16 protein-coding genes and 1 pseudogene are annotated in these 19,801 nt (G+C 37.4%); 11 read left to right on the top strand and 6 right to left on the bottom strand.

All coding sequences use genetic code 11. The features are described 5' to 3' along the window. Positions 1-485 precede the first annotated feature (485 nt). Positions 486-572, bottom strand: a complete 87-nt coding sequence (locus CWR48_RS21250) for a sunset domain-containing protein (protein WP_484213793.1) — start codon at positions 570-572, stop codon at positions 486-488. A gap of 579 nt (positions 573-1,151) precedes the next feature. Between CWR48_RS21250 and CWR48_RS03195 the strand changes: the two genes are divergently transcribed. The 4 genes from CWR48_RS03195 to CWR48_RS03180 are packed head-to-tail and all read left to right on the top strand — an operon-like array spanning position 1,152 to position 5,664. Continuing rightward, complete coding sequence (locus tag CWR48_RS03195; protein ID WP_115771591.1) at positions 1,152-3,224, top strand: BglG family transcription antiterminator; 2,073 nt, start codon at positions 1,152-1,154, stop codon at positions 3,222-3,224. An 18-nt stretch (positions 3,225-3,242) separates the two neighbouring features. Further along, the gene (locus CWR48_RS03190) at positions 3,243-3,527 is read left to right on the top strand and encodes a PTS sugar transporter subunit IIB (RefSeq protein ID WP_115771590.1); all 285 of its coding nucleotides are present in this window, start codon (positions 3,243-3,245) and stop codon (positions 3,525-3,527) included. Positions 3,528-3,545: 18 nt separating this feature from the next. Further along, on the top strand, positions 3,546-4,952 hold the full coding sequence (locus tag CWR48_RS03185) for a PTS ascorbate transporter subunit IIC (protein WP_115771589.1): 1,407 nt from the start codon (positions 3,546-3,548) through the stop codon (positions 4,950-4,952). Position 4,953: 1 nt separating this feature from the next. Beyond that, on the top strand, positions 4,954-5,664 hold the full coding sequence (locus tag CWR48_RS03180) for a transaldolase (protein ID WP_115771588.1): 711 nt from the start codon (positions 4,954-4,956) through the stop codon (positions 5,662-5,664). A 436-nt stretch (positions 5,665-6,100) separates the two neighbouring features. Here the strand turns inward: CWR48_RS03180 and CWR48_RS03175 are convergent, their stop codons facing one another. Genes CWR48_RS03175 through CWR48_RS03170 form a run of 3 tightly spaced genes read right to left on the bottom strand, consistent with a single transcriptional unit; the run spans position 6,101 to position 6,675 of the window. Next, positions 6,101-6,232 carry a sigma factor-like helix-turn-helix DNA-binding protein gene (locus CWR48_RS03175; protein WP_115771587.1) on the bottom strand — a complete coding sequence of 44 codons (132 nt, stop codon included), beginning with the start codon at positions 6,230-6,232 and terminating at the stop codon, positions 6,101-6,103. A 30-nt stretch (positions 6,233-6,262) separates the two neighbouring features. Beyond that, on the bottom strand, positions 6,263-6,433 hold the full coding sequence (locus tag CWR48_RS20285; RefSeq protein WP_170140679.1) for a hypothetical protein: 171 nt from the start codon (positions 6,431-6,433) through the stop codon (positions 6,263-6,265). Positions 6,434-6,468: 35 nt separating this feature from the next. Further along, on the bottom strand, positions 6,469-6,675 hold the full coding sequence (locus CWR48_RS03170) for a sigma factor (RefSeq protein ID WP_115771586.1): 207 nt from the start codon (positions 6,673-6,675) through the stop codon (positions 6,469-6,471). 907 nt (positions 6,676-7,582) lie between these two features. On the opposite strand from CWR48_RS03170, the gene CWR48_RS03165 reads away from it, so the two are divergent. After that, positions 7,583-11,668: a S8 family serine peptidase gene (locus tag CWR48_RS03165; RefSeq protein WP_425453868.1), complete on the top strand. Its 4,086-nt coding sequence runs from the start codon at positions 7,583-7,585 to the stop codon at positions 11,666-11,668. Positions 11,669-12,337: 669 nt separating this feature from the next. On the opposite strand, the gene CWR48_RS03160 is transcribed toward CWR48_RS03165, so the two are convergent. Further along, positions 12,338-12,670, bottom strand: a complete 333-nt coding sequence (locus CWR48_RS03160) for a TcaA NTF2-like domain-containing protein (protein ID WP_425453867.1) — start codon at positions 12,668-12,670, stop codon at positions 12,338-12,340. Between the two features lie 429 nt (positions 12,671-13,099). Here CWR48_RS03160 and CWR48_RS03155 point away from each other — a divergent pair, with 429 nt between their 5' ends. The 4 genes from CWR48_RS03155 (at position 13,100) to CWR48_RS03140 (ending at position 18,377) form a co-directional block, all read left to right on the top strand. Further along, positions 13,100-14,632, top strand: a complete 1,533-nt coding sequence (locus tag CWR48_RS03155) for an NADH dehydrogenase subunit 5 (RefSeq protein WP_115771583.1) — start codon at positions 13,100-13,102, stop codon at positions 14,630-14,632. A gap of 14 nt (positions 14,633-14,646) precedes the next feature. After that, the gene (locus tag CWR48_RS03150) at positions 14,647-17,226 is read left to right on the top strand and encodes a DUF2309 domain-containing protein (protein ID WP_115771671.1); all 2,580 of its coding nucleotides are present in this window, start codon (positions 14,647-14,649) and stop codon (positions 17,224-17,226) included. A 236-nt stretch (positions 17,227-17,462) separates the two neighbouring features. Then, on the top strand, positions 17,463-17,828 hold the full coding sequence (locus CWR48_RS03145; protein ID WP_115771582.1) for a Na-translocating system protein MpsC family protein: 366 nt from the start codon (positions 17,463-17,465) through the stop codon (positions 17,826-17,828). 78 nt (positions 17,829-17,906) lie between these two features. Continuing rightward, the gene (locus tag CWR48_RS03140; protein WP_147294857.1) at positions 17,907-18,377 is read left to right on the top strand and encodes a carbonic anhydrase; all 471 of its coding nucleotides are present in this window, start codon (positions 17,907-17,909) and stop codon (positions 18,375-18,377) included. Between the two features lie 355 nt (positions 18,378-18,732). On the opposite strand, the gene CWR48_RS21145 is transcribed toward CWR48_RS03140, so the two are convergent. Beyond that, positions 18,733-19,092 (bottom strand): sunset domain-containing protein, encoded by a 360-nt coding sequence (locus CWR48_RS21145; protein ID WP_115771580.1) that lies wholly within the window; start codon positions 19,090-19,092, stop codon positions 18,733-18,735. Between the two features lie 55 nt (positions 19,093-19,147). Between CWR48_RS21145 and CWR48_RS20195 the strand changes: the two genes are divergently transcribed. Both CWR48_RS20195 and CWR48_RS03130 read left to right on the top strand, forming a co-directional pair. Next, positions 19,148-19,339, top strand: coding sequence for a hypothetical protein (locus CWR48_RS20195; protein WP_147294856.1), 192 nt, complete (start codon positions 19,148-19,150; stop codon positions 19,337-19,339). A gap of 119 nt (positions 19,340-19,458) precedes the next feature. Beyond that, positions 19,459-19,755: pseudogene (locus CWR48_RS03130) on the top strand (DnaD domain-containing protein); the annotation flags it as partial. Between the last annotated feature and the right edge of the window lie 46 nt (positions 19,756-19,801).

Here is a 19,801-nt window from a genome sequence, read left to right as displayed (position 1 = left end):
CAATGATTTTACAATGAAGGTAGATGTGGAACATGCGGCCTACAAATGAACGAAAACTCCTAAAGATTAATATATTAATAAGCTGTGGGGTTTTTCATTTGCAATTAGTTTATCAAAGATGTTTTAGAAGTAGTCGGAATTGCTAATGCCTATTCTTACCAATTTAAAGCGATAAGTAATAATAGCTAAAAGCTGCAAGAATTAATGAGAGTTAATCCCATTGATTCTCTGGTTGGTAGTTTTCTAGAATTGGTTTCGCTAGTTCAGCTGACTTCTGATCTCGCTTTGACTTAGTCAATAGAATAACCTCCCAATCGTTATATATTTATTCTAACAATAAAAAAATAGACTGCGAAGTAAGAGCCGTACGCTCTCTTACTTACACAGTTTAGTTTACACTCCCAATTAATTAGACTTTAGAGCCTTCTTACTTATATATCTTCTTAATTGGAAGCCCTATACCCAGCTCCCTCGGCATCATCAGTTTAACAGAACCACTGAGCAACAGTCTTTGTCTGATTATAATATCTGCTCCCAGGAACATGAAAAATCCCATTGACACTACCCTTAATATCATATTCAGCAGTGCTTTGAGTAGTGTCAGGGGTACTACTGGCACTCGAACTTGTGATAGATTTCGAAGCTGGGCTCTCTGTACTACTACTACTAGAATTCCTAATATTTTTATAATTACTACTAACGCTTGCTTTTCGCTCTGAGGTTTAGTTGCAGCAGCACCGCTAGTAGTTTTTTCAAGTTCATCTCCTTCCTTTTGTAGTGCTGTTATATCGTCTTCTAATTATTTAATTTGAACTACGAACGTTTCAATTTCAACTTCAATGGAATTGAAATTTTTCTGCAAAGTTTCCTTTTTCTTTAATAGCCGTTGTAATCTGGTTATTCAGCCCGTCAATCGTGTGTGTAGTTCATCAAATTCTGATTGCAATTCTTCATTATTACTTTATAATTAATATAAAATTTTTTCAGTTAATGTCTGGTTATAAGTGAGGACTAGATATTATTTGTTCAAATTTCTAGTTACTAAACATGTTGAACCCAATTTTGTTCAAGTAAGGTTACGAAAATAGGTTTAATAGAAAGCGCTATCATTGATAAAAAAACATATAATGTAACTAAGGGGGAATAAAGTAATGTTAAACCAGCGGGCCGCTAATTTACTAAATGTTATTTTATCCAACAGAATCATTACAATTAATCAGCTCATTACGAAACTTAATTGTACAAGAAGACAAGTTAGTTACGACCTCGAAAAAATTAATGACTGGTTGGATAGTAATAATCTCCCTACTATAGAAAATGTTCGTGAACAGGGTATAGTTGTGAACCCAGAAGTACGATCAAAGATCTATGAATTGCTCCCTGAGGTAGATATGTTCAGCTATTTACCATCCCAGGACGATAGAATAAGGCTCATTTTTATAAAGATTTTTGCCAAAAATGATTATCTCTCAGTTAACCATTTTACTAACTTAATAAAAATGAGCAGGAATACAGTTTTATCCGATATACAGCTTTTAAAAGAGGAAATTGATACGAATGATATTGAACTTACTTACAACCGTCAAGATGGATACAATCTATCAGGAAATGAGGTTAATATTCGTTCAGTTGCTTTTAAGTATGTTTCGCATATTCTTCAACTTCCAAATGGTGTTCAATTACTAGAGCAAGTATATGATGACCAGAGTGGTGCAGGCGAATTTCAAAGTATCTATAAAACTACTTATTCCATGATGATCGAAGCCGAAAGAGATTTAGATGTTTCATTTGTTGATAATCAGTTATTGGAGTTAACCATCTTCTTTCTTTTCCTAACTTTTAGAATGCAGAATGGCAATGGTTGCTTACTTTCCAGTGAAATAATAAATGCACTTAGAAATTCAGATGCCTATCTTGCTTCACAGAAGTTGATGAAAAATTTATCATTCCCTGTTCCTAACGACGAAATCTATTATTTATCTATGCATTTATTGGGTCTCAATACGAGTTATCATGAGAGAATGTTTACCAATGATGACAGTAGTGATTTATATAGCATTATTGATCAAATAATATCCGATTTTGAGAAACTGGCTTGTGTCACTTTTACAAATAGTGATGATGCGAAAATAGCTTTATTTTTGCATTTGAAGCCGGCTTATTACCGGATGAAATTCAATATACCTATCACGAATCCCCATTTAGAGAAAATAAAGCAGGAGTATTTTGATTTATTTGTATTAGTAAAGAAATCATTAAATCGACTTGAGGAACTATTAATGGTCCCAATAACAGAGGATGAAATTGGGTATATTACAGTTCATTTTGGTGCCTTTATAAAAAATCAGGGACTAAAATATAGGAGAAAAAGGTGTATCATCATATGTCCGAATGGTGTAAGCACTTCTTATATGCTCAAAAAACAAATGGAAAATTTAATCCCCGAAGTAGAGGTTGTTAAAGTTACATCACCGCGTGAGTATCAAAATACTTCGGAAATGGAAATCGATTTTATTATTTCTACCATAACAATTAAGACAGATAAACCATTGATTATCGTTTCACCGATTTTAACTGCGTTAGACAAATCAAAAATTATTCAGGAAGTCAATATTTTGCTATATCAAAAACATTTGCAATTACCAAAAGTAAATGAACTCATGAAAGCAATAAAGCAGTTTACAACAATTCATAATGAAAAAGCATTATATCAGGCAGTAAATGATATTTTAACGGGATCGACCGTCAAAGATTTGGGGAGGATTAAGCCAATGTTAAATGATTTACTAACTAGTGAAACAATTCAGCTGACGGAAGCAGTGAATGATTGGCATGAAGCAATTAGAGTTGCCGCTAAGCCGTTATTGAATAACAAATCAATTGAGGAAAAATACGTTGATGCTATGATTGAAAATGTCGAAAATATTGGACCTTACATTGTATTAGCGCCAAAAGTGGCCATTCCTCATGCACGTCCAGAAGATGGTGTTAATAAAATTGGCATGAGTCTCTTAAAGATAAATAATCCTGTTCCTTTTTCAAAAGAAGATAAAGAAAAAGATGTAAATTTAATTTTTGTTATTGCAGCGATAGATAATGAAATGCATCTAAAAGCACTTAGTCAGTTGTCTGAATTACTTGAAGATGAATCAATTGTTAATCAAATAATAGGGGTTAACAGTAAGGAAGAGATTATTCCATTTATAGAAGAATTTAGTCATTAAGATAGAGGAGGAATTTTCATGCTAAGTATAATAACAGTTTGTGGAAATGGGATAGGCAGTAGTCTCATGTTAAAAATGAAGGTTGAAGAAATTTGTAGAGAAAATGGAATTCGTGCATCAATAGAGTCTTCGGATTTCAATGCTGCTTTAGGTCAAAAATGTGATCTAATCGTAACTGTTAAAGAATTGGCTTCGCAATTTGACGAAAAGCAGAAAGTGGCGGTTGTCCGTAGTTATATTAATAAGAAAAAAATACAGGAAGATGTATTAGAAACGTTAAAAGAAGCGGCAAGTCAGAAATAAATAAGGGGGAAATGTTAAATGGAGTTTTTAACGGGAACTTTAGAATTTTTAAAAGACATTTTATCAGAGCCAGCTCTTCTAATTGGTCTTATGTCATTAGTTGGTTTAGTTGCATTGAAAAGCCCTGGACATAAAATATTAACGGGTACGTTAGGTCCGATACTCGGTTATATCATGTTAAGTGCTGGAGCAGCTTTTATCGTTGAAAATTTAGCTCCACTTGGGCTAATGATAGAACATGGTTTTAATATACAAGGAGTCGTCCCTAATAATGAAGCAGTTGTAGCTGCAGCCCAAGAGCTTTTGGGTGTGGAAACAATGTCAATTCTAGTTCTTGGATTAGTTTTAAACATTGTTATTGCTCGCTTTACAAAATATAAATATGTCTTTTTAACGGGACATCATAGTTTCTTTATGGCATGTTTACTTTCTGCAGTATTAGGAGCAACTGGTTTAGAGGGTGCTCAACTTATTATCATAGGAGGGTTCTTACTTGGTGCTTGGAGTGCAATTTCACCTGCAATAGGGCAAAAGTACACATTAAAGGTTACTGATGGTGATGAAGTTGCTATGGGACACTTTGGAAGTCTAGGTTACTATTTATCAGCCTGGGTAGGGTCCAAGGTGGGTAACCCAAGTGATAATACAGAGAATATCGATATACCAGAAAAATGGAGTTTCTTAAGAAACACAACGATTGCAACTGCAATTACTATGATTTTCTTCTATGTAATATCAGCAATTGTTGCTGGACCGGAATTCGTATCGACATTATCTAATGGAACTTCACCATTCTTATTTGCTGCAATGGCTGGTTTGAAATTTGCAGTTGGGGTTGCTATTGTTTACGCTGGGGTTCGTATGATTCTAGCAGATCTAATACCAGCATTTCAGGGAATTGCAACAAAGATTATTCCAAATGCTGTTCCGGCTGTTGACTGTGCTGTATTTTTCACCTATGCACAAACAGCAGTAATCATCGGTTTTGTCTGTAGTTTTATTGGTGGTGTGATAGGGATGCTTGTCCTCGGGTTTGCAGGTGGAGTACTAATCATTCCAGGTCTTGTTCCACACTTTTTCTGTGGTGCCACTGCTGGAATATACGGAAATGCGACAGGTGGAAGGAGAGGAGCAATCATTGGCTCTTTTGTAAACGGTTTAGCGATAACATTCCTACCTGCCATGTTGCTTCCAGTGTTAGGAGAGTTAGGATTTGCTAACACAACCTTTGGTGATTTCGACTTTACAGTGCTTGGAATTTTAATAGGCCAAGCAGGTAACGCACTAAATATGGCTGGTATCTATGCAATATTGCTTATCGTTCTATTAGCACTCGTTATTCCTAACTTTGTAAAAACTAAATCAGCAGCATTAAATAATTATACTACTGAAGCCGAAGAAAATTCAAAAGTAAAGGGAGCTTAATATGGAAAATTTACGAGTTAAATTATATGCAGATGGTGCAGTTATTGAAGAAATGGTTGATGTATACGAGAGAGGAACGATAAAGGGCTTCACTACAAACCCAAGTTTAATGAAAAAAGCAGGTATCACAGAGTATGAAACGTTTGCTAAACAGGCAATTAATCAAATTCCGGATATGCCAATATCATTTGAGGTTTTTTCGGATGACTTCGAAATTATGAAGAAGGAAGCTGAAAAGATTGCCAGTTGGGGAGAAAATGTTTATGTGAAAATCCCGATTAGTAATTCAATTGGAGAATCATCCCTTCCTTTAATACAAAGTTTGTCAGAACAGGGAATTTCGCTTAATGTTACCGCAATTTTAACAATAGAACAAGTTAGGGAAACTGTATCTGTATTTGCTGAGGGTACAAACAATATTGTTTCGGTCTTTGCAGGTAGAATTGCAGATTCTGGAATAGATCCTATCCCTCTTATGAAAGAAGCTGCACAAGTTTGTAAACAAAAAAAAGGAACTGAATTATTATGGGCTAGTTCGAGAGAATTGTTAAATATTTTCCAGGCAGAAGAATGTGAATGTGACATTATTACATGCACACCGGAAATATTGAATAAATTACCAAATGTAGGGAAAAGTTTGGAGCAAATTTCTTTAGAAACGGTTCAAATGTTTAGTAAAGATAGTAAAGAATTAGGGTTTTCTATCATATAATCTTCTATAAAGAAATCCAGTCACTTAAGTTGATGTGATTGGATTTCCTTTTCTGGATACAAAATAACTGTACTTTTTCTAAGGTTAAAGTTTCGTATAATCTTGATTGAAGAGATTCAAATATTTTATTACATGTTAAAAAGTGCTCAAATGAGCTATAAAGGATATCAAGCAGAATTAACTCTCCTGTATTTAATAAATAAAGAAGAAGGAAGAGAAAAGATTCATATCGTTGTCTCAGTCTCATTAATAAAGCGAGAAATTACGTAAGATTTTCATTTTGAAAATAACTGCTAGAAACAGCTCGTTTAAGTTTCTAGCAGCTATTTTCGTTAGGTAAGGTCTTTATACTTTTATAAATGGTTAGTAGCAATCATTGGTGGGATATTAGGGATAGAGAGAGAACCCACCGGTCAATTTAAACTACACCCAATCCCTAAGGACACTCTCCCTCAGCCAACAACTTCCCCCAATCCACCCTCCGCAGCCGCTTCCTCGCCTCTTTCGCCCAGCTCTTCACTGCTTCATAAGAAACACCCTCTTGCTGAGCAATTTCTTTCAACGACATCTCTCCAATAATATAGTACTGCACCCATTTTCATTGTTTTTCAGATAGTAGTGCCTTTACGAGCTGCCAATGATCATGGTTATCCAGATCATTGGTGTTTTGCACGGAAGTATTTCGCTCATGTAAGCTAGAAGCGTTTGTCTTATGATACACTTCTGCTTCAACTGCAGCTTCTTCCTCGTGCTGGGGAAGCTGCAACATTTCCAGTCTTCTATTTTCTTTTCAAATAAGATCAATTAAGCGATGCGAATCGTGAAGTTGAAGTAGGTGGATAGTGGACCTTTATCTGGCTCGTAGTTTTCGTATGCATTCCACATTGCGATCATTCTCTCTTGGAAAAATTCCTGATGTGGATCTCGGATGTTTAATTTGTGAAGGTAGTAATGAATTCTGCGCTCATTCTGCTGGAAAAAATCTTCAAAGGTAAACGTATTTTTTGTCATTAATAGTCACTCCTTTTAAGAAAGCTTAGTTGTTGTAATGATGTTTAGGTGGCAGCACTAGGTATAAAGTTGCGGTGAGGAAGTATATATACTTCTCTACCTGCTAAATGAACTTCTTTATACTTACAGTCGAAGCAAATTACAAAAGGGGGTGTAAAATAAGAAACTTTAATTAAAAATCGACATAAAACTTGTTAAAACAAAAATTTTATAAGTTAAATACGAGACATTTGTTCTACTTTGTGAAGGATAAATGTGGGTATTTCTTTATTTAGTGGGAAAAGACCATGGACAAATCGCTTGACCTTCAAATGAAAGAAAATATAAAGAATAGCAGATTTGTATTCTATATAAATTAAAATCCGAACCAGCCTAAAATAGCCTTTTTCATCTCTGTTATTTCGATTGTATCTATAAAAAGGCTTTTAGTATAGGAAGGAAAATACCCTCGAACTAATTTGACTGTGGGTTTCCTGACTAAAATCATTACAGACCGTCAAGATATTTAACTTTTACCGACATTATTAGGTAAATATTACAATTCAACACTCGATCTACCCTCTAATCTAATAATTCCAATTTAAAGAAAAAGTAATTCTTAAGTAGTATATATTTCTAAAAAGATAGATATATAGTATGATATTATTGTAATTTTTTATAAAAATCCAATAAGGTTAAAAAGATTACTTCAAGTTATTCAGTAACTCTATCAATTCTTTTTGTATTCGATAGAGTTAGAATTCGAGGTACATAATCATGATTGCCAAAAAATTACATGATTCACATGAACGGGGGATTTAGTTTTTATTGAAGTTTACAACAAATAAGAGCAGGGGGAATAAAGTTGAGTAAAGCAAAGCTTAAACAATGGAGTATACGTACATATAGTATCTTGTTATCATTTTTAATGATATTTTCATTAATCACACCTGGTTTGGTACACGCACAATCACAATCAACCAGTGAATTATATTCTTCGTTAAATGATAACAAAGAGGTAGTAGAAGCAAAAGTAAGTAAGCAGTTAGCAAGTGTATTCGAGGATAATAATAAAGTATCCTTTATCATTAAATTTAAGGAAAAGGCAGACGCACAAAAGGTTGCCAAAGAAGCAAAAGAAAGTGCAAAAAAAGCAAGTTTATCTGCATTTAAACAGGAATATGCACAGCGTTCTGCCGTCATTTCTGAATTAAAAGCAACTGCACAGAAATCGCAGCAGAATGTAAATGAATATCTTGAACAGGAAGTTGAAAAAGGGAATGCGGAAGATATTCAATCTTTTCATATTGTAAATGGGATAGCAGTTTTAGCGACGAAAGAGGTTGCAGAAAAAGTAGCAAGCTTTGAAGAAGTTGAAGCAATCTTACCGAATGAACGCATTCAATTGAATTCCGTTGATAAAGTAGAGTCGGTAGCTTCAATTGCGAATAGCGATGGGGTTGAACAGAATGTGTCACACGTTGGTGCCCCAGATGTTTGGAATATGGGAATTGATGGTTCAGGTGTCGTTGTTGCTGTTCTTGATTCTGGTGTTGACTGGAATCATCCAGCATTAAAAGGAAAATATCGCGGATACAATCCAGAAACAGGAGATGTTGACCACAGATACAGCTGGTATGATGCAACTGCAGGCAGGTCTGTACCATATGACGATAACCAACATGGAACACATGTGACTGGAACAATTCTAGGCAGTGAGCCAGACGGATCGAACAAGATTGGAGTAGCACCTGGTGCACAGTGGATTGGTGTGAAAATGCTGAATGTTAATGGTTCAGGGTCTTCAACAGAAGCTTTACGGGCTGCCGAGTGGGTATTGGCTCCAGGAGGGGATGTAAGTAAGGCTCCAGACATTGTGAATAATTCATGGAGCGGCAGTGCAGGATTTAATGAGTGGTACCGGGAAGCTGTTATTGCATGGAGAGCAGCAGGGATTTTTCCAGAGTTCTCAGCTGGTAATGAAGGACCTGGAACGATTGCTGTACCTGCAAACTATCCGGAATCATTTGCAACCGGAGCAGTTGACTACAATAATAATTTAGCATCCTTTTCATCAACTGGCCCCGCACCATATGATGAAATCAAACCAGATATATCGGCCCCAGGAGTAAATATTAGATCATCTGTACCTGGCGGGAGATATGAAAGCGGATGGAATGGGACATCGATGGCAGGTCCTGCCGTATCGGGTGTCGTAGCGTTAATATTATCCGCTGATAATAGGCTAAGCGTTGATGAAATTGAACAGGCTATCAAGGATACAGCAACACCATTAACAAATGCAGTATATCCGAATTCACCAAATAATGGATTTGGATACGGACTAATTAACGCATTTGAAGCAGTTTCTAAAGTGGCTGTAAATTATAGCAAAATTGAAGGAAAAGTAACAAAAGAAGGCAATAACGCTCAACCTTTAAGTGCAACGATTAACGTCGTTGAAACTGGCAGTTCTGTAAATACGAATCCAGCTGATGGAACCTATTCTTTGCCACATAAACCAGGAAAATATACTGTTATGGCAGAGGCTTATGGATATCAATCGAAAGCACAATCAGTAACAATTGAAAAGAATCAAACGGTTAAGGCAAATTTCGCATTAGCAGAGAATCCAAAGGGAACGGTTTCTGGAAAAGTAACAAACCAGAGAACGGATGAAGCAATAGAAGGTGCAACCCTTCTACTTGTGGAAGATGCAAACGTCGAACCAATTCAAACGGATGCCAATGGTAAATATAGCCTTACTGGATATGATGGCACATACACATTAAAAGTAATGGCACCTGGATTCCATGATCAGGAGATAAAAGTTTCAATTAAAGGAAATAGAGAATTAAATGTTGAGCTTGAGCCAGTTTACACTGTACCAGGTGGAGAAATCGGTTATGATGATGGAACAATTGAAGATGCTCGTGCATTCTATGATGCAGGAAACGGCTGGGCAGTGAAAATGTCATTGGCACCGGGTAAAGATTCGGCAATTATAACAGAAGGTGTTTTCCAATTCTATGACTCCTACTGGCCATACCCAGGTGGTACAGCATTTGCGGTGGAAGTATGGGATGCGACAGGTCCAAATGGATTCCCAGGTAAAAAGCTTGCTGGTCCAATCAACGCAACAGCAAAAAGAAGTTCAGCTGAATGGACAGTTGTTGATTTACGGGATCAGAATATTAAAGTAGACGGCGATTTTTATATGGTATATGTGCAAACATCGCCTTTTGAAAATGCGCCTGGATTAGCAATAGATGACAATGGCTATAATTGGGGAAGAACGTATGATTACTTAGGAGGAGATTTCGTATCGACTCCGATTGAAGAAGGAAATGCAATGATTCGTGTACGTATCGATTATGAATCAGAAGCACCATCCGTTATTACTTCTCCAGCAGATGGACTATTAACAAATAAGGCAGATATAACAGTTAAGGGAAAGACAAGTGCTGGAGCAACCGTTCAATTAATGAATAATGGTGTAAAGGCTGAGACTGCGATGGCTGATGGAAATGGTAATTTTTCTATTCCAACGAAGCTAAAAGAAGGACAAAATGAAATTAAAGCAGTATCAAACAAAATTAACTCAGCACCAGTTAACATTACATTGGATACACATGCACCTGTATTAACAATCGACAATCCTCAAGATGGTTTTGAAACGAATAAGGAAACAGTGACGATTGGAGGAATTGTTTCAGACGATCATCTCGATTCTGTTAAAGTAAATGGTCAGGCAGCAACTGTATCAAATGGACATTATTCAAAATCAATCACACTTAAAAATGGTAAAAATGAAATAACAGTAACAGCGACAGATAAAGCAGGAAATGTGAGTCAGGCGGCGAAAGTGGTTGTAGCGGATAAAACAGTACCAAAAGCCCCAGTAGTTGATGTGGTAACTGATCAATCAACGGTACTAACAGGGAAAGCAGAATCCGGTTCAACAGTTATAGCGAAAGTATCCGGGAAAGAAATTGGAACTGCGACTGCAAAAGCGGATGGCACATTTGAAATAAAAATTGCCAAGCAAACAGCAGGTATGGAAATAGTTGTAACAGCGACAGATAAAGCGGGAAATGTGAGTCAAGTGACGAAAGTAGTTGTTCAAGCACAGCTAGATCGTATATCTGGGTATTCCAGATATGACACAGCAATCGAAATTAGCGAGCGGGGCTGGACATCTGCAAATACGGTAATTGTCACACGTGGAGATAATTTTGCCGATGCATTAGCAGGTGTACCACTTGCGCATAAGTTAGAAGCTCCAATTCTAATGACACCTGGTAATAAACTCTGGGATAATACACTCACAGAGATTAAGAGGCTCGGTGCTAAAAATATCGTGATTTTAGGTGGAGAGGTAGCTGTAAGTAAGAATGTTTCAAATGCGCTGGAAAAATCTGGGCTTAACGTACGACGGATTTCTGGGCATTCACGATTCGATACAGCTGCATTAATTGCTGCTGAAGTAGCACCTAAGGGCACTAGTAAAGTAGTAGTAGCAAATGGAATGGATTTCCCAGATGCATTGTCGGTAGCATCACATGCTGCGAAGAATGGTCTGCCAATTCTATTAACACAATCGAATAAGCTTCCAGATGCAACCAAAGCTAAAATCAAACAGCTTGGTGCAAAGGAAACAATTGTAGTTGGTGGAGAAGTTGCAGTATCGAAGAATGTTGAAAAACAGCTTCCGAAAACTACTCGATTAAGTGGTCACAGCCGCTATGACACAAATATTGCAATCTCTGAATATTTCGGAGTAGCAAGCAAGCACTTGTATGTAGCAACAGGTAAAAACTATGCGGATGCATTGACTGGAGCAGTACTTGCAGCGAAGGATGACAGTACAATCTTACTCGTTCATAACCAAGTTCCAGCTACACTATCAAACTATATTAAGAAACAAAAAGCTGATAGCCTATCCATCTTTGGTGGAGAAGTGGCTGTAAATAAAGATGTTGAGAATGCGTTAAGAAAGCTGTTGCCGTGGTAGGGTAATAATGTAGAAATAGAGTTTAGGGAACTGCACCTTCAATTGTTAGGGGGATTAACAATTCGGGGTGTGGTTTGTTTATGTGGAATGTGAATCAGATTTTACATGAGTGGATGTGGAAGAATATACGACGACCACAATGAACAAATAGACACTATTTAAAAGGGTGTGGAACTCTAAATTTGAAAGATGGTTTGAATTAAATTGATTTATAGTTGGAACAGAGTACAGATAGGCCTACAGTAACAGATATGAAATTAGTAGTCCAATTAATCAAGGTAATAGTGATATTCTACCATCAAAATCAGCTAATACTCTGAATTCAGTAAATCAACAAATGGGTTAAATTGTAACGTAACTGATATTTAATAAACCTTCTGTTATCTTGCCAAATATAAGTAAGAAGGAATACTATGGGTCCAATTCCCCCTGCTTTTCAAACAATATCTTCATTCTTGAAATCTCATAAAGTTCCACAAACTGTAACTTTCGTGAGCATTATAAAACATATAAATATTCAATACTATTTAATCCAGTGACCTTGCTTCGAGTACCCCTGGATCAGTATAATACGAAGATTTAACGGGAATTTCCGGAAGTAATCGAGTATAACGGATACAAAAATCGTGACCACCCACTCTGACGGATGGTCACGATTATTCACTTTCCTTATTCCATATCTACTAGAACAGTACCATCTTCGCTTTGCTCGACTGTGTAATCCCAAGAATAACCCTTTGTTTCTTCTTCGCCGCTTTTATAAATTAGCTTGATAGTTTCATTCGTTGTTACGATCCATTGATTATCTTTTTCTTCTATGTTGAATATGGAGGCGTCAATTACCTTTTGTGTCATTCCACATTCATTTAATCGATCAACGAGTTCTTCTTGCATATCATTTAGTGCACTTCCATCCTTAATATATGGACGGACAATCTCGTAATCATTTGCATTAATAGCTTCGACCAGTTTATAAATATAATATAATGTAACTTCCTCAATGTCACTGATTGATGCTGTACTTGATGCTTTAGCTTCACTTTTTACTGATCCAGAACTCTTTGAAGCCTTATATAATTGCTACGAACCTTCCAATGTTTTCGTTGCAGTAAAGTTGTCACTGGCACCGAACCAATTATTGACAGAATGAAAGAAAATGGGTATTATTTTATTTATAACATTTCTTTAGCGTAAGGCCAACCGAATACTTGGTTAAATGAAAAAGAAAGTTTACTAGATTAATGGTTTTATTTAATATGTAAAAATATTACATTCAATTTTATATAGGTAGACTTTTAAAAACTTGGATATAGGTTAGTTAAAAGTAAGCCGACAATTTTACACCATATATGGTTTTTTAAACTATGTATGCTAAAATTGTCGGCTTTTTTTGTTTATCCTATTGAAACTATATTAACGGAGGACAATAAAATGCTAGACTTATTAGATTTTCCAATACATCAGATTGCATTTTTTATATCATTATTACTTGCTATCATTAGTGCCATATTCCTGTTGCACCCAAAGGTTCCTTTAAAATATATAAAATTTCATATAGGTATTCTTGCTTTACCACCAATAATTGCTTTCATTGGGCTTTTTATAAACAATGAGGGAGTGATTTTAGGACCTTGGCGTTTTGATGGACTATCTTGGCTTATAGTATTCTTTGTTCTGACAATTGGTCTCATTGTCCAGCGATATTCGATAAATTATTTACTTGGTGATCGCAGGTATCGACTGTATTTTATGTTGCTTACCCTAACAACAATTGCAGATTCGCTTGCCTGGATTAGTAATGATTTACGTTTATTGCTTGCCTTTTGGGGTATGACACTTTTGGGATTGACAATACTTATTAAACTGAACCGAGATTGGGAGGTTACTAGAAAAGCTGCACGATTAAGTGGACGTGTATTAGCACTTAGCTGGCTTTTCTTATTTGTGGCAATCCTCTGGGTAACACAGGCTACTGGTACCTGGCAGTTATCCATTGCACTAACGGAAGGCAATCTTTCCCAACTAGCTTCATGGGAAAAACTTGGGATCAACCTGCTTTTAATTGCATCGGTAATCATTCCGGCAGCCCAGTGGCCATTCCAGCGCTGGTTGTTAAATTCAGTTGTAACACCAACTCCAATTTCCGCTGTGATGCATGCTGGAATCGTGAATGCTGGTGGGATTTTATTAACACTTTTCGCACCATTGTTTGATGGAAATGTTGCACAGGTAATTTTATTGATCCTTTCTAGTATTTCTGTCCTAATAGGAACAGGAATAATGCTCGTTCAGGTTGATTATAAAAGACAGCTAGTTGGTTCAACGATTGCGCAAATGGGATTTATGCTGATTCAATGTGCATTAGGTGCTTATTCAGCCGCGATTACACATGCTGTATTACATGGTTTTTTCAAATCTACTTTATTCTTAAAGGCCGGGAGTGCCATTTCTTATCACGAACCAGCCTTTCGAAAAGAGAAACTGAATGTTAGCGGGTTATTGATGGGTGTTGTTTTAGGTGTACTGGCAGGAATTGGCTATTGGCTAACCTCTCCAGAAGGAGGATATCACTTAATAAGTGCCGTTATTTTAGGCTGGTCCCTGACATTAGCTTGGAATCAACTCGTTAGTTATAGAAATGGCCACGTTGGACGCATTGTCGGTATATCCGTATTCATGGTTACAGCATTCCTATTCATTATCATCCATAAAACGTTCGGTGATTTATTAGGAGGAGTCATTCATCTAACTACCCAACCAATCACTCCATGGAGTATTTTGCTTCTGTTGGTATTATTAGCTGGCAGTGTAATCGGTATGTGGTTCGCTCATCATCGTACGTCAAAAGGATACGCCATAATGTATCTATGGCTCGTACGATTAGGTGAACCGAACGACAAAATGGTGGAAAATCATCCTAACTATTTGACGCGTTTTCTATCTAAAGGGGGTCCATTCAGTTGAAGAGTACACTTGAAATGAACGCACAGGTCTATGAAAGTATTAAGTTTGATATAAATAAAGTGGTTGAATCAGCGAGTAAAGTGATTGCTCCATATGGTCCAATCCATACGTTTGCCGCACGAAATCCTTGGGACGGGCTGGAAAACCAATCGTTTGAAAAGACAGCTCGTTTCCTGAAGGATTTATCTAATATCAATATTATGCCAAGTGATTCCATGATACATACAGCCCGGAACCAAGGTGAGATTAATTTAAACTTCCTTGGGGAAATTCTTGGGCAATGGCTTCATGGCCAATCTCTTGATATTCCACAGGATGTTCAAGAGCGATACTGCTGGTCCCTTCTTTTACAAGAAAAGAAGCCTTCGAAAGCTTTAAATAGAACGGAATGGAAAACCTTGAGTAAAAGACTGAGCAACTGGTTACCACAGATTGCCAGCAACCATTCAGTTCGTGCCTATTCTCAAGTCTTAGAAAAGTTAGGCGACAGTAGGATAGCGGATGAACTGGACCGTCATATGATCAAGTGGTGTAAGTTGTTCTTAGATGAGTCACAAGCAGTGTGGTCCATGCCTCTTCGTGAAGAAGGCTTCTATCAAGCATGGAGAAAACTTGTACCAAAAGATCCCGCCTTGAATCGTTCTATTCGTAAAAAGCTGAAAGGGTTGCCTAAAGAGGCGGATCAAGCGTTGGTGCAAGCATTGGAAATACTAGAAGTTCCTAACTCGGATATAAAAGGCTATCTGGAAGCACATTTACTTGCTTTACCAGGATGGGCAGGCATGATGCTTTGGCATTCCCAAAAAGCAAAAAATCATAAATCGTTGCTTATGCAATATCTGGCCGTCCGAATAACAATGGAATGTATTTTAATCAAGCCATCCCTTCCTTTACCAAATGAGGAGAATGAAGCACTACTTGAAACACTCCTTGTATCATGGGCCGATTGGGGGGATATGCCATTAAACGAATGGTCACAGATTTCGTTTACTGAACAAAAAGCGCGGTTAACACTCGCTTATCGGTTTGATGAGATTGTCCAACATAAGATTTGGCTTGAAGCCTGGGAGAAAACGTATGAAACGAATTTAAAAGAGAAGGTTATAACAAATCAGGAAGGACAAAATAACGAAGCTGATACGATAGCACAATTGGCATTTTGTCTTGATGTACGTTCTGAGCCTTTCAGGAATGAGCTTGAAAAAGCAGGTGCTTTTGAAACATTTGGGACGGCGGGATTTTTTGGATTGCCAATGGAAACCTGTAAACTTGGCAGTAACCACAGCCATAACTCTTTGCCTGTAATGAATCAGCCAAAATTAAAGGTAAAAGAAACACTACCAGAGTCCGAATTAAATCCGTATCTTAGGCGGAAACAAGCTGCTGGATTGTCAAACTCCACCTTTCAAGTGATGAAGCATAATTTGCTATCCAGCTTAATGCTCCCAGAAATTAGTGGTCCATGGCTTACGCTGCAAACATTAGCACGCAGTTTTTTGCCACGACGTACTGGCTATGCCCTGCAACGTTTGAGAGAAAAAGGGTTAAGTAAACCTGAGACCGAGTTCACACTAGATCATGAACACCACTCCGGTGATGAGCTGCCCATTGGATTTACTGATGAGGAGAAAGTGTACTATGTGCGTACAGCCTTGGAAACAATGGGACTTACAGAGCGCTTTGCCCCATTGGTGGTAATTTGTGGCCATGGAAGTCATAGTATTAATAATCCATATGCATCATCACTGGACTGTGGCGCTTGTGGTGGTGCTTCAAGCGGATTCAATGCTCGGGTATTGGCAACGTTATGTAATCTTCCAATGGTAAGGCAAAACTTAAGAAAAGATGGTATTTCGATTCCAGAAGATACGGTGTTTGCAGCAGCGGAGCACATTACTTCACTTGATGAAATACGCTGGCTTTACGTTCCAGAGCTTTCGAATCATGCGAAAAAAGCTTTTGATCAGATCCAAACTATTTTGCCAAAAGTTAGCGAGAAGGCAAATGCGAAACGAATTCCTAAATTACCAAGCATCGATTCGCATTCCACCCCAAGGGACGAAGCGATGCGTCGCAGTGAAGATTGGAGTGAGGTTCGACCAGAATGGGGATTGGCCCGTAATGCTGCGTTTATTATTGGGAAACGTGAACTTACAAAAGGAACCAATCTAGAGGGAAGAGTTTTTCTTCAAAATTATAATTGGGAAAAAGACAGTAGAGGGGATATACTAACTAATATTATCAAAGGGCCAGCAACGGTTTGCCAATGGATCAACCTGCAGTATTATGCTTCTACGGTGGCACCTGATTATTATGGCAGTGGAAATAAAACGACTCAAACCGTAACAGCTGGTATTGGAGTCATGCAGGGAAACAGCAGTGATCTTTTAACCGGACTGCCTTGGCAGTCTGTGATGTGGTCCGATACAGAGATCTACCACGAACCCTTGCGTTTATTAGTGGTTATTCAAGCACCAAAAGAATATATCAAAAGATTGTTGGATCAAACTCCCGAATTCCAGCAAAAAGTTCAAAATGGCTGGATTAGGCTTGCATCTATTGATCCAGATGGAAACTGGGAGAGCTGGTCATAAAGTGAAACTTCATTCAGTAGGGGGTTCTTCATCCCCCACTGAATGTTAGTTGAACAGAATCGGGATTTTGACTTGCTGTTGATCTCCACTTACAAATCTTAACTTTTCTCGAACTTTTTTCGTTAAGGGTCTTACAGCAAGTTAATTCGGGGTAAACTTTAATCATGTAATTTACGTAGGAATTATCAAATGAATAAATGCGGAACTAGGAAGACATTAGAGAGTAGGGAAATAGGATGAATAACTCAAAAGGGTCAATAGAAGCAGAAATCAGTAAATCGTTAACACAATGGGAAAAAACTTTCCTTGGGCGTGGGTCCATTGCTGTTAAAACGGATATTTTAAGAGACATGATAATTGTGTCATTACAAGGGATTTTAACCGAAGCAGAGTATTCACTATGTGATGATAATACGAAATTATTGTCCGTGAAAGAGTACCGAAATAGTTTGGTGGAATCCGGTATAGACCAAATAAAAGAAATTGTATTCACACATACAGGAATAGAAGTGTTAAGTTTCTATACTGATATAAGCACAAAGACAGGAGAACGAGTAATGGTATTTAAACTGAAAGAAGATTTACAAAGCAAATTATCCTGACTTGATGTTTTTATCAAATGGAGCTTATAAACGTCAAAACAATTAGATTTAGAGGTGATTATTTTGGAAATTAACGAAATGAAGAAAATGTTATTTGTAATTGGAACGAATCCTGAAATGGAACAGCTTATCAAAAAAGAAATCAAACATATTGATCCGAAGAATATCATTATTTTACAACGATTCCATCCGGAAATATTACATCCATTCGATGATTTAATGAAGGATATCCTGATTTCGGTGTATCTGGAAGGGGTTCAGGAAATCTATGTAGCTGAGGACGACATAGAATACACAAATAACATATATAGCAGCCTATCTCAGAACAAAGAACTGCAACAGAAAATAAAAGCATTTGATTCAACCGAGATAACAAAATCTAGCGAAAACGATATAAGTGAATGGTTAATAGGTAAATCACTAGATAATAAAATAGAAAGTAATACTAAGATTATTCGAGAACATCCATTGATGCCATCTGAAGTAGTCGTTAATAAACTTTATCCTGATAAAAAGAACAGCAAACTCCTTTTAAATAGAGATATTTAAAGATTTGTTTTTGAAAAAGTACTTATGGGAAAGTCTTTTAAATGTCAGTTTGGCAGCCTAAACTCTGAAAGAACCACAGGGACAGGCACCTCGTCTCCACTACCAATGGGGAATAATTTAGGACAGAGAACCGTCGCTCTGTCCATATCTTAAACCAAAAGAAAATCATTTTTTCCACCCAAAAAGGACCACAGGGACAGGCACCTCGTCCTCATTGAATCATATGGATTTCGGACATAGTTCATTCCTATCCCTCCATGTCATGCGCTGTTGCTTAATTGATATACAACAAGTGATAGTCACTCCTCCTCGAACGAATAACTATCACTTTATTATCTAGTAAACACTCTTTATCCTACTTTGGCGCCCTATACCCTGCCCCCTCGGTCTCACCAGTAGAACAGAACCACTGAACAACATTCTTCGTCTGATTATAATACCTACTTCCCGGAACATGATAAATTCCATTAACACTACCCTTGATATCACACTCTCCAGTGCTTTGAGAAGTATCTGGGGCACTACTAGAACTTGTACTATTACTACTAACCTTTGCTGCCTCACTTTGCGTAGTTGTTGTTGTAGCGGCAATGCTAGCAGTTTTTTCTAGCTCGTCTACTTCCTTTTGCAATGCCGTCTTTTCGTTTTCTAATTGATCAATTTGAACTATGAAGGTTTCTTTTTCATCTTCAATGGAATCAACACTTTTCTGCAAAGCTTCCTTTACACTGTGGCATATGCTGATGCACATGAATAACTAGGCAAGATGGGTGGAGCAATTCACGGTTGCTGCAACCGTATTACGATTGAAATCTGGATTAAAGGAGAGCTCCTTCAAACGTGCACGGACAGAACTTACGGAGAAGGGATATATTGATTATAAATCCAGGCCGAATAATCAGGCCCACTTTACCGGATGGTACAGTTGGCGAACGATGACGATTATCATACGGGTTACATAAATGCACAAGCGCTAGAGCAAGCAACTGATAATCCCCAGACTAGTGGAAAGGGCCGAGCTATGGGCCACCTCGAGACCTAGCCACAGAACCATACTTCGAACCAACTTCAAGACCAGCCTGTGAACCAGCAAATAGACTCCAATACGGGCACATTAATTAAACATAAACAAAATGAAAATAAAAAGAAACAAGACAAAACAGCTGAGGCTGCAGATGCAATCTCGTTTTATCAAGAAAATATTGGATTGGTTAGCCCATACGTGGCAGAATCGCTGTTGCAGTGGGTAGATGATATTGGTGAATCCCTCGTTATAGAGGCGATGAAACGTGCATTGTAGCGCAATAAGCCTAGTTGGAGTTATTTTAAAAGCATTTTACAGGCTTGGGTAAAGAAGGGATTCAAGACAGTTGAAAATGCTATGGCTGAGGAGGTGGCATTTCGAAATCAGCAGGGGCGGAAGA

The sequence above is a fragment of the Oceanobacillus arenosus genome (assembly GCF_003369575.1).
In the GTDB taxonomy this organism is placed as follows: Bacteria; Bacillota; Bacilli; order Bacillales; family Amphibacillaceae; genus Oceanobacillus; species Oceanobacillus arenosus.
This window is presented reverse-complemented; position numbering and strand designations above follow the sequence as displayed.

Excerpts from the sequence above, each read along its gene's own strand:
- CWR48_RS03195 (WP_115771591.1), top strand. The coding sequence starts at position 1,152 with ATGTTAAACCAGCGGGCCGCTAATTTACTAAATGTTATTTTATCCAAC.
- CWR48_RS03190 (WP_115771590.1), top strand. The coding sequence starts at position 3,243 with ATGCTAAGTATAATAACAGTTTGTGGAAATGGGATAGGCAGTAGTCTC.
- CWR48_RS03185 (WP_115771589.1), top strand. The coding sequence starts at position 3,546 with ATGGAGTTTTTAACGGGAACTTTAGAATTTTTAAAAGACATTTTATCA.
- CWR48_RS03180 (WP_115771588.1), top strand. The coding sequence starts at position 4,954 with ATGGAAAATTTACGAGTTAAATTATATGCAGATGGTGCAGTTATTGAA.
- CWR48_RS03175 (WP_115771587.1), bottom strand. The coding sequence starts at position 6,232 with ATGTCGTTGAAAGAAATTGCTCAGCAAGAGGGTGTTTCTTATGAAGCA.
- CWR48_RS20285 (WP_170140679.1), bottom strand. The coding sequence starts at position 6,433 with ATGTTGCAGCTTCCCCAGCACGAGGAAGAAGCTGCAGTTGAAGCAGAA.
- CWR48_RS03170 (WP_115771586.1), bottom strand. The coding sequence starts at position 6,675 with ATGACAAAAAATACGTTTACCTTTGAAGATTTTTTCCAGCAGAATGAG.
- CWR48_RS03165 (WP_425453868.1), top strand. The coding sequence starts at position 7,583 with ATGATATTTTCATTAATCACACCTGGTTTGGTACACGCACAATCACAA.
- CWR48_RS03155 (WP_115771583.1), top strand. The coding sequence starts at position 13,100 with ATGCTAGACTTATTAGATTTTCCAATACATCAGATTGCATTTTTTATA.
- CWR48_RS03150 (WP_115771671.1), top strand. The coding sequence starts at position 14,647 with ATGAACGCACAGGTCTATGAAAGTATTAAGTTTGATATAAATAAAGTG.
- CWR48_RS03145 (WP_115771582.1), top strand. The coding sequence starts at position 17,463 with ATGAATAACTCAAAAGGGTCAATAGAAGCAGAAATCAGTAAATCGTTA.
- CWR48_RS03140 (WP_147294857.1), top strand. The coding sequence starts at position 17,907 with ATGAAGAAAATGTTATTTGTAATTGGAACGAATCCTGAAATGGAACAG.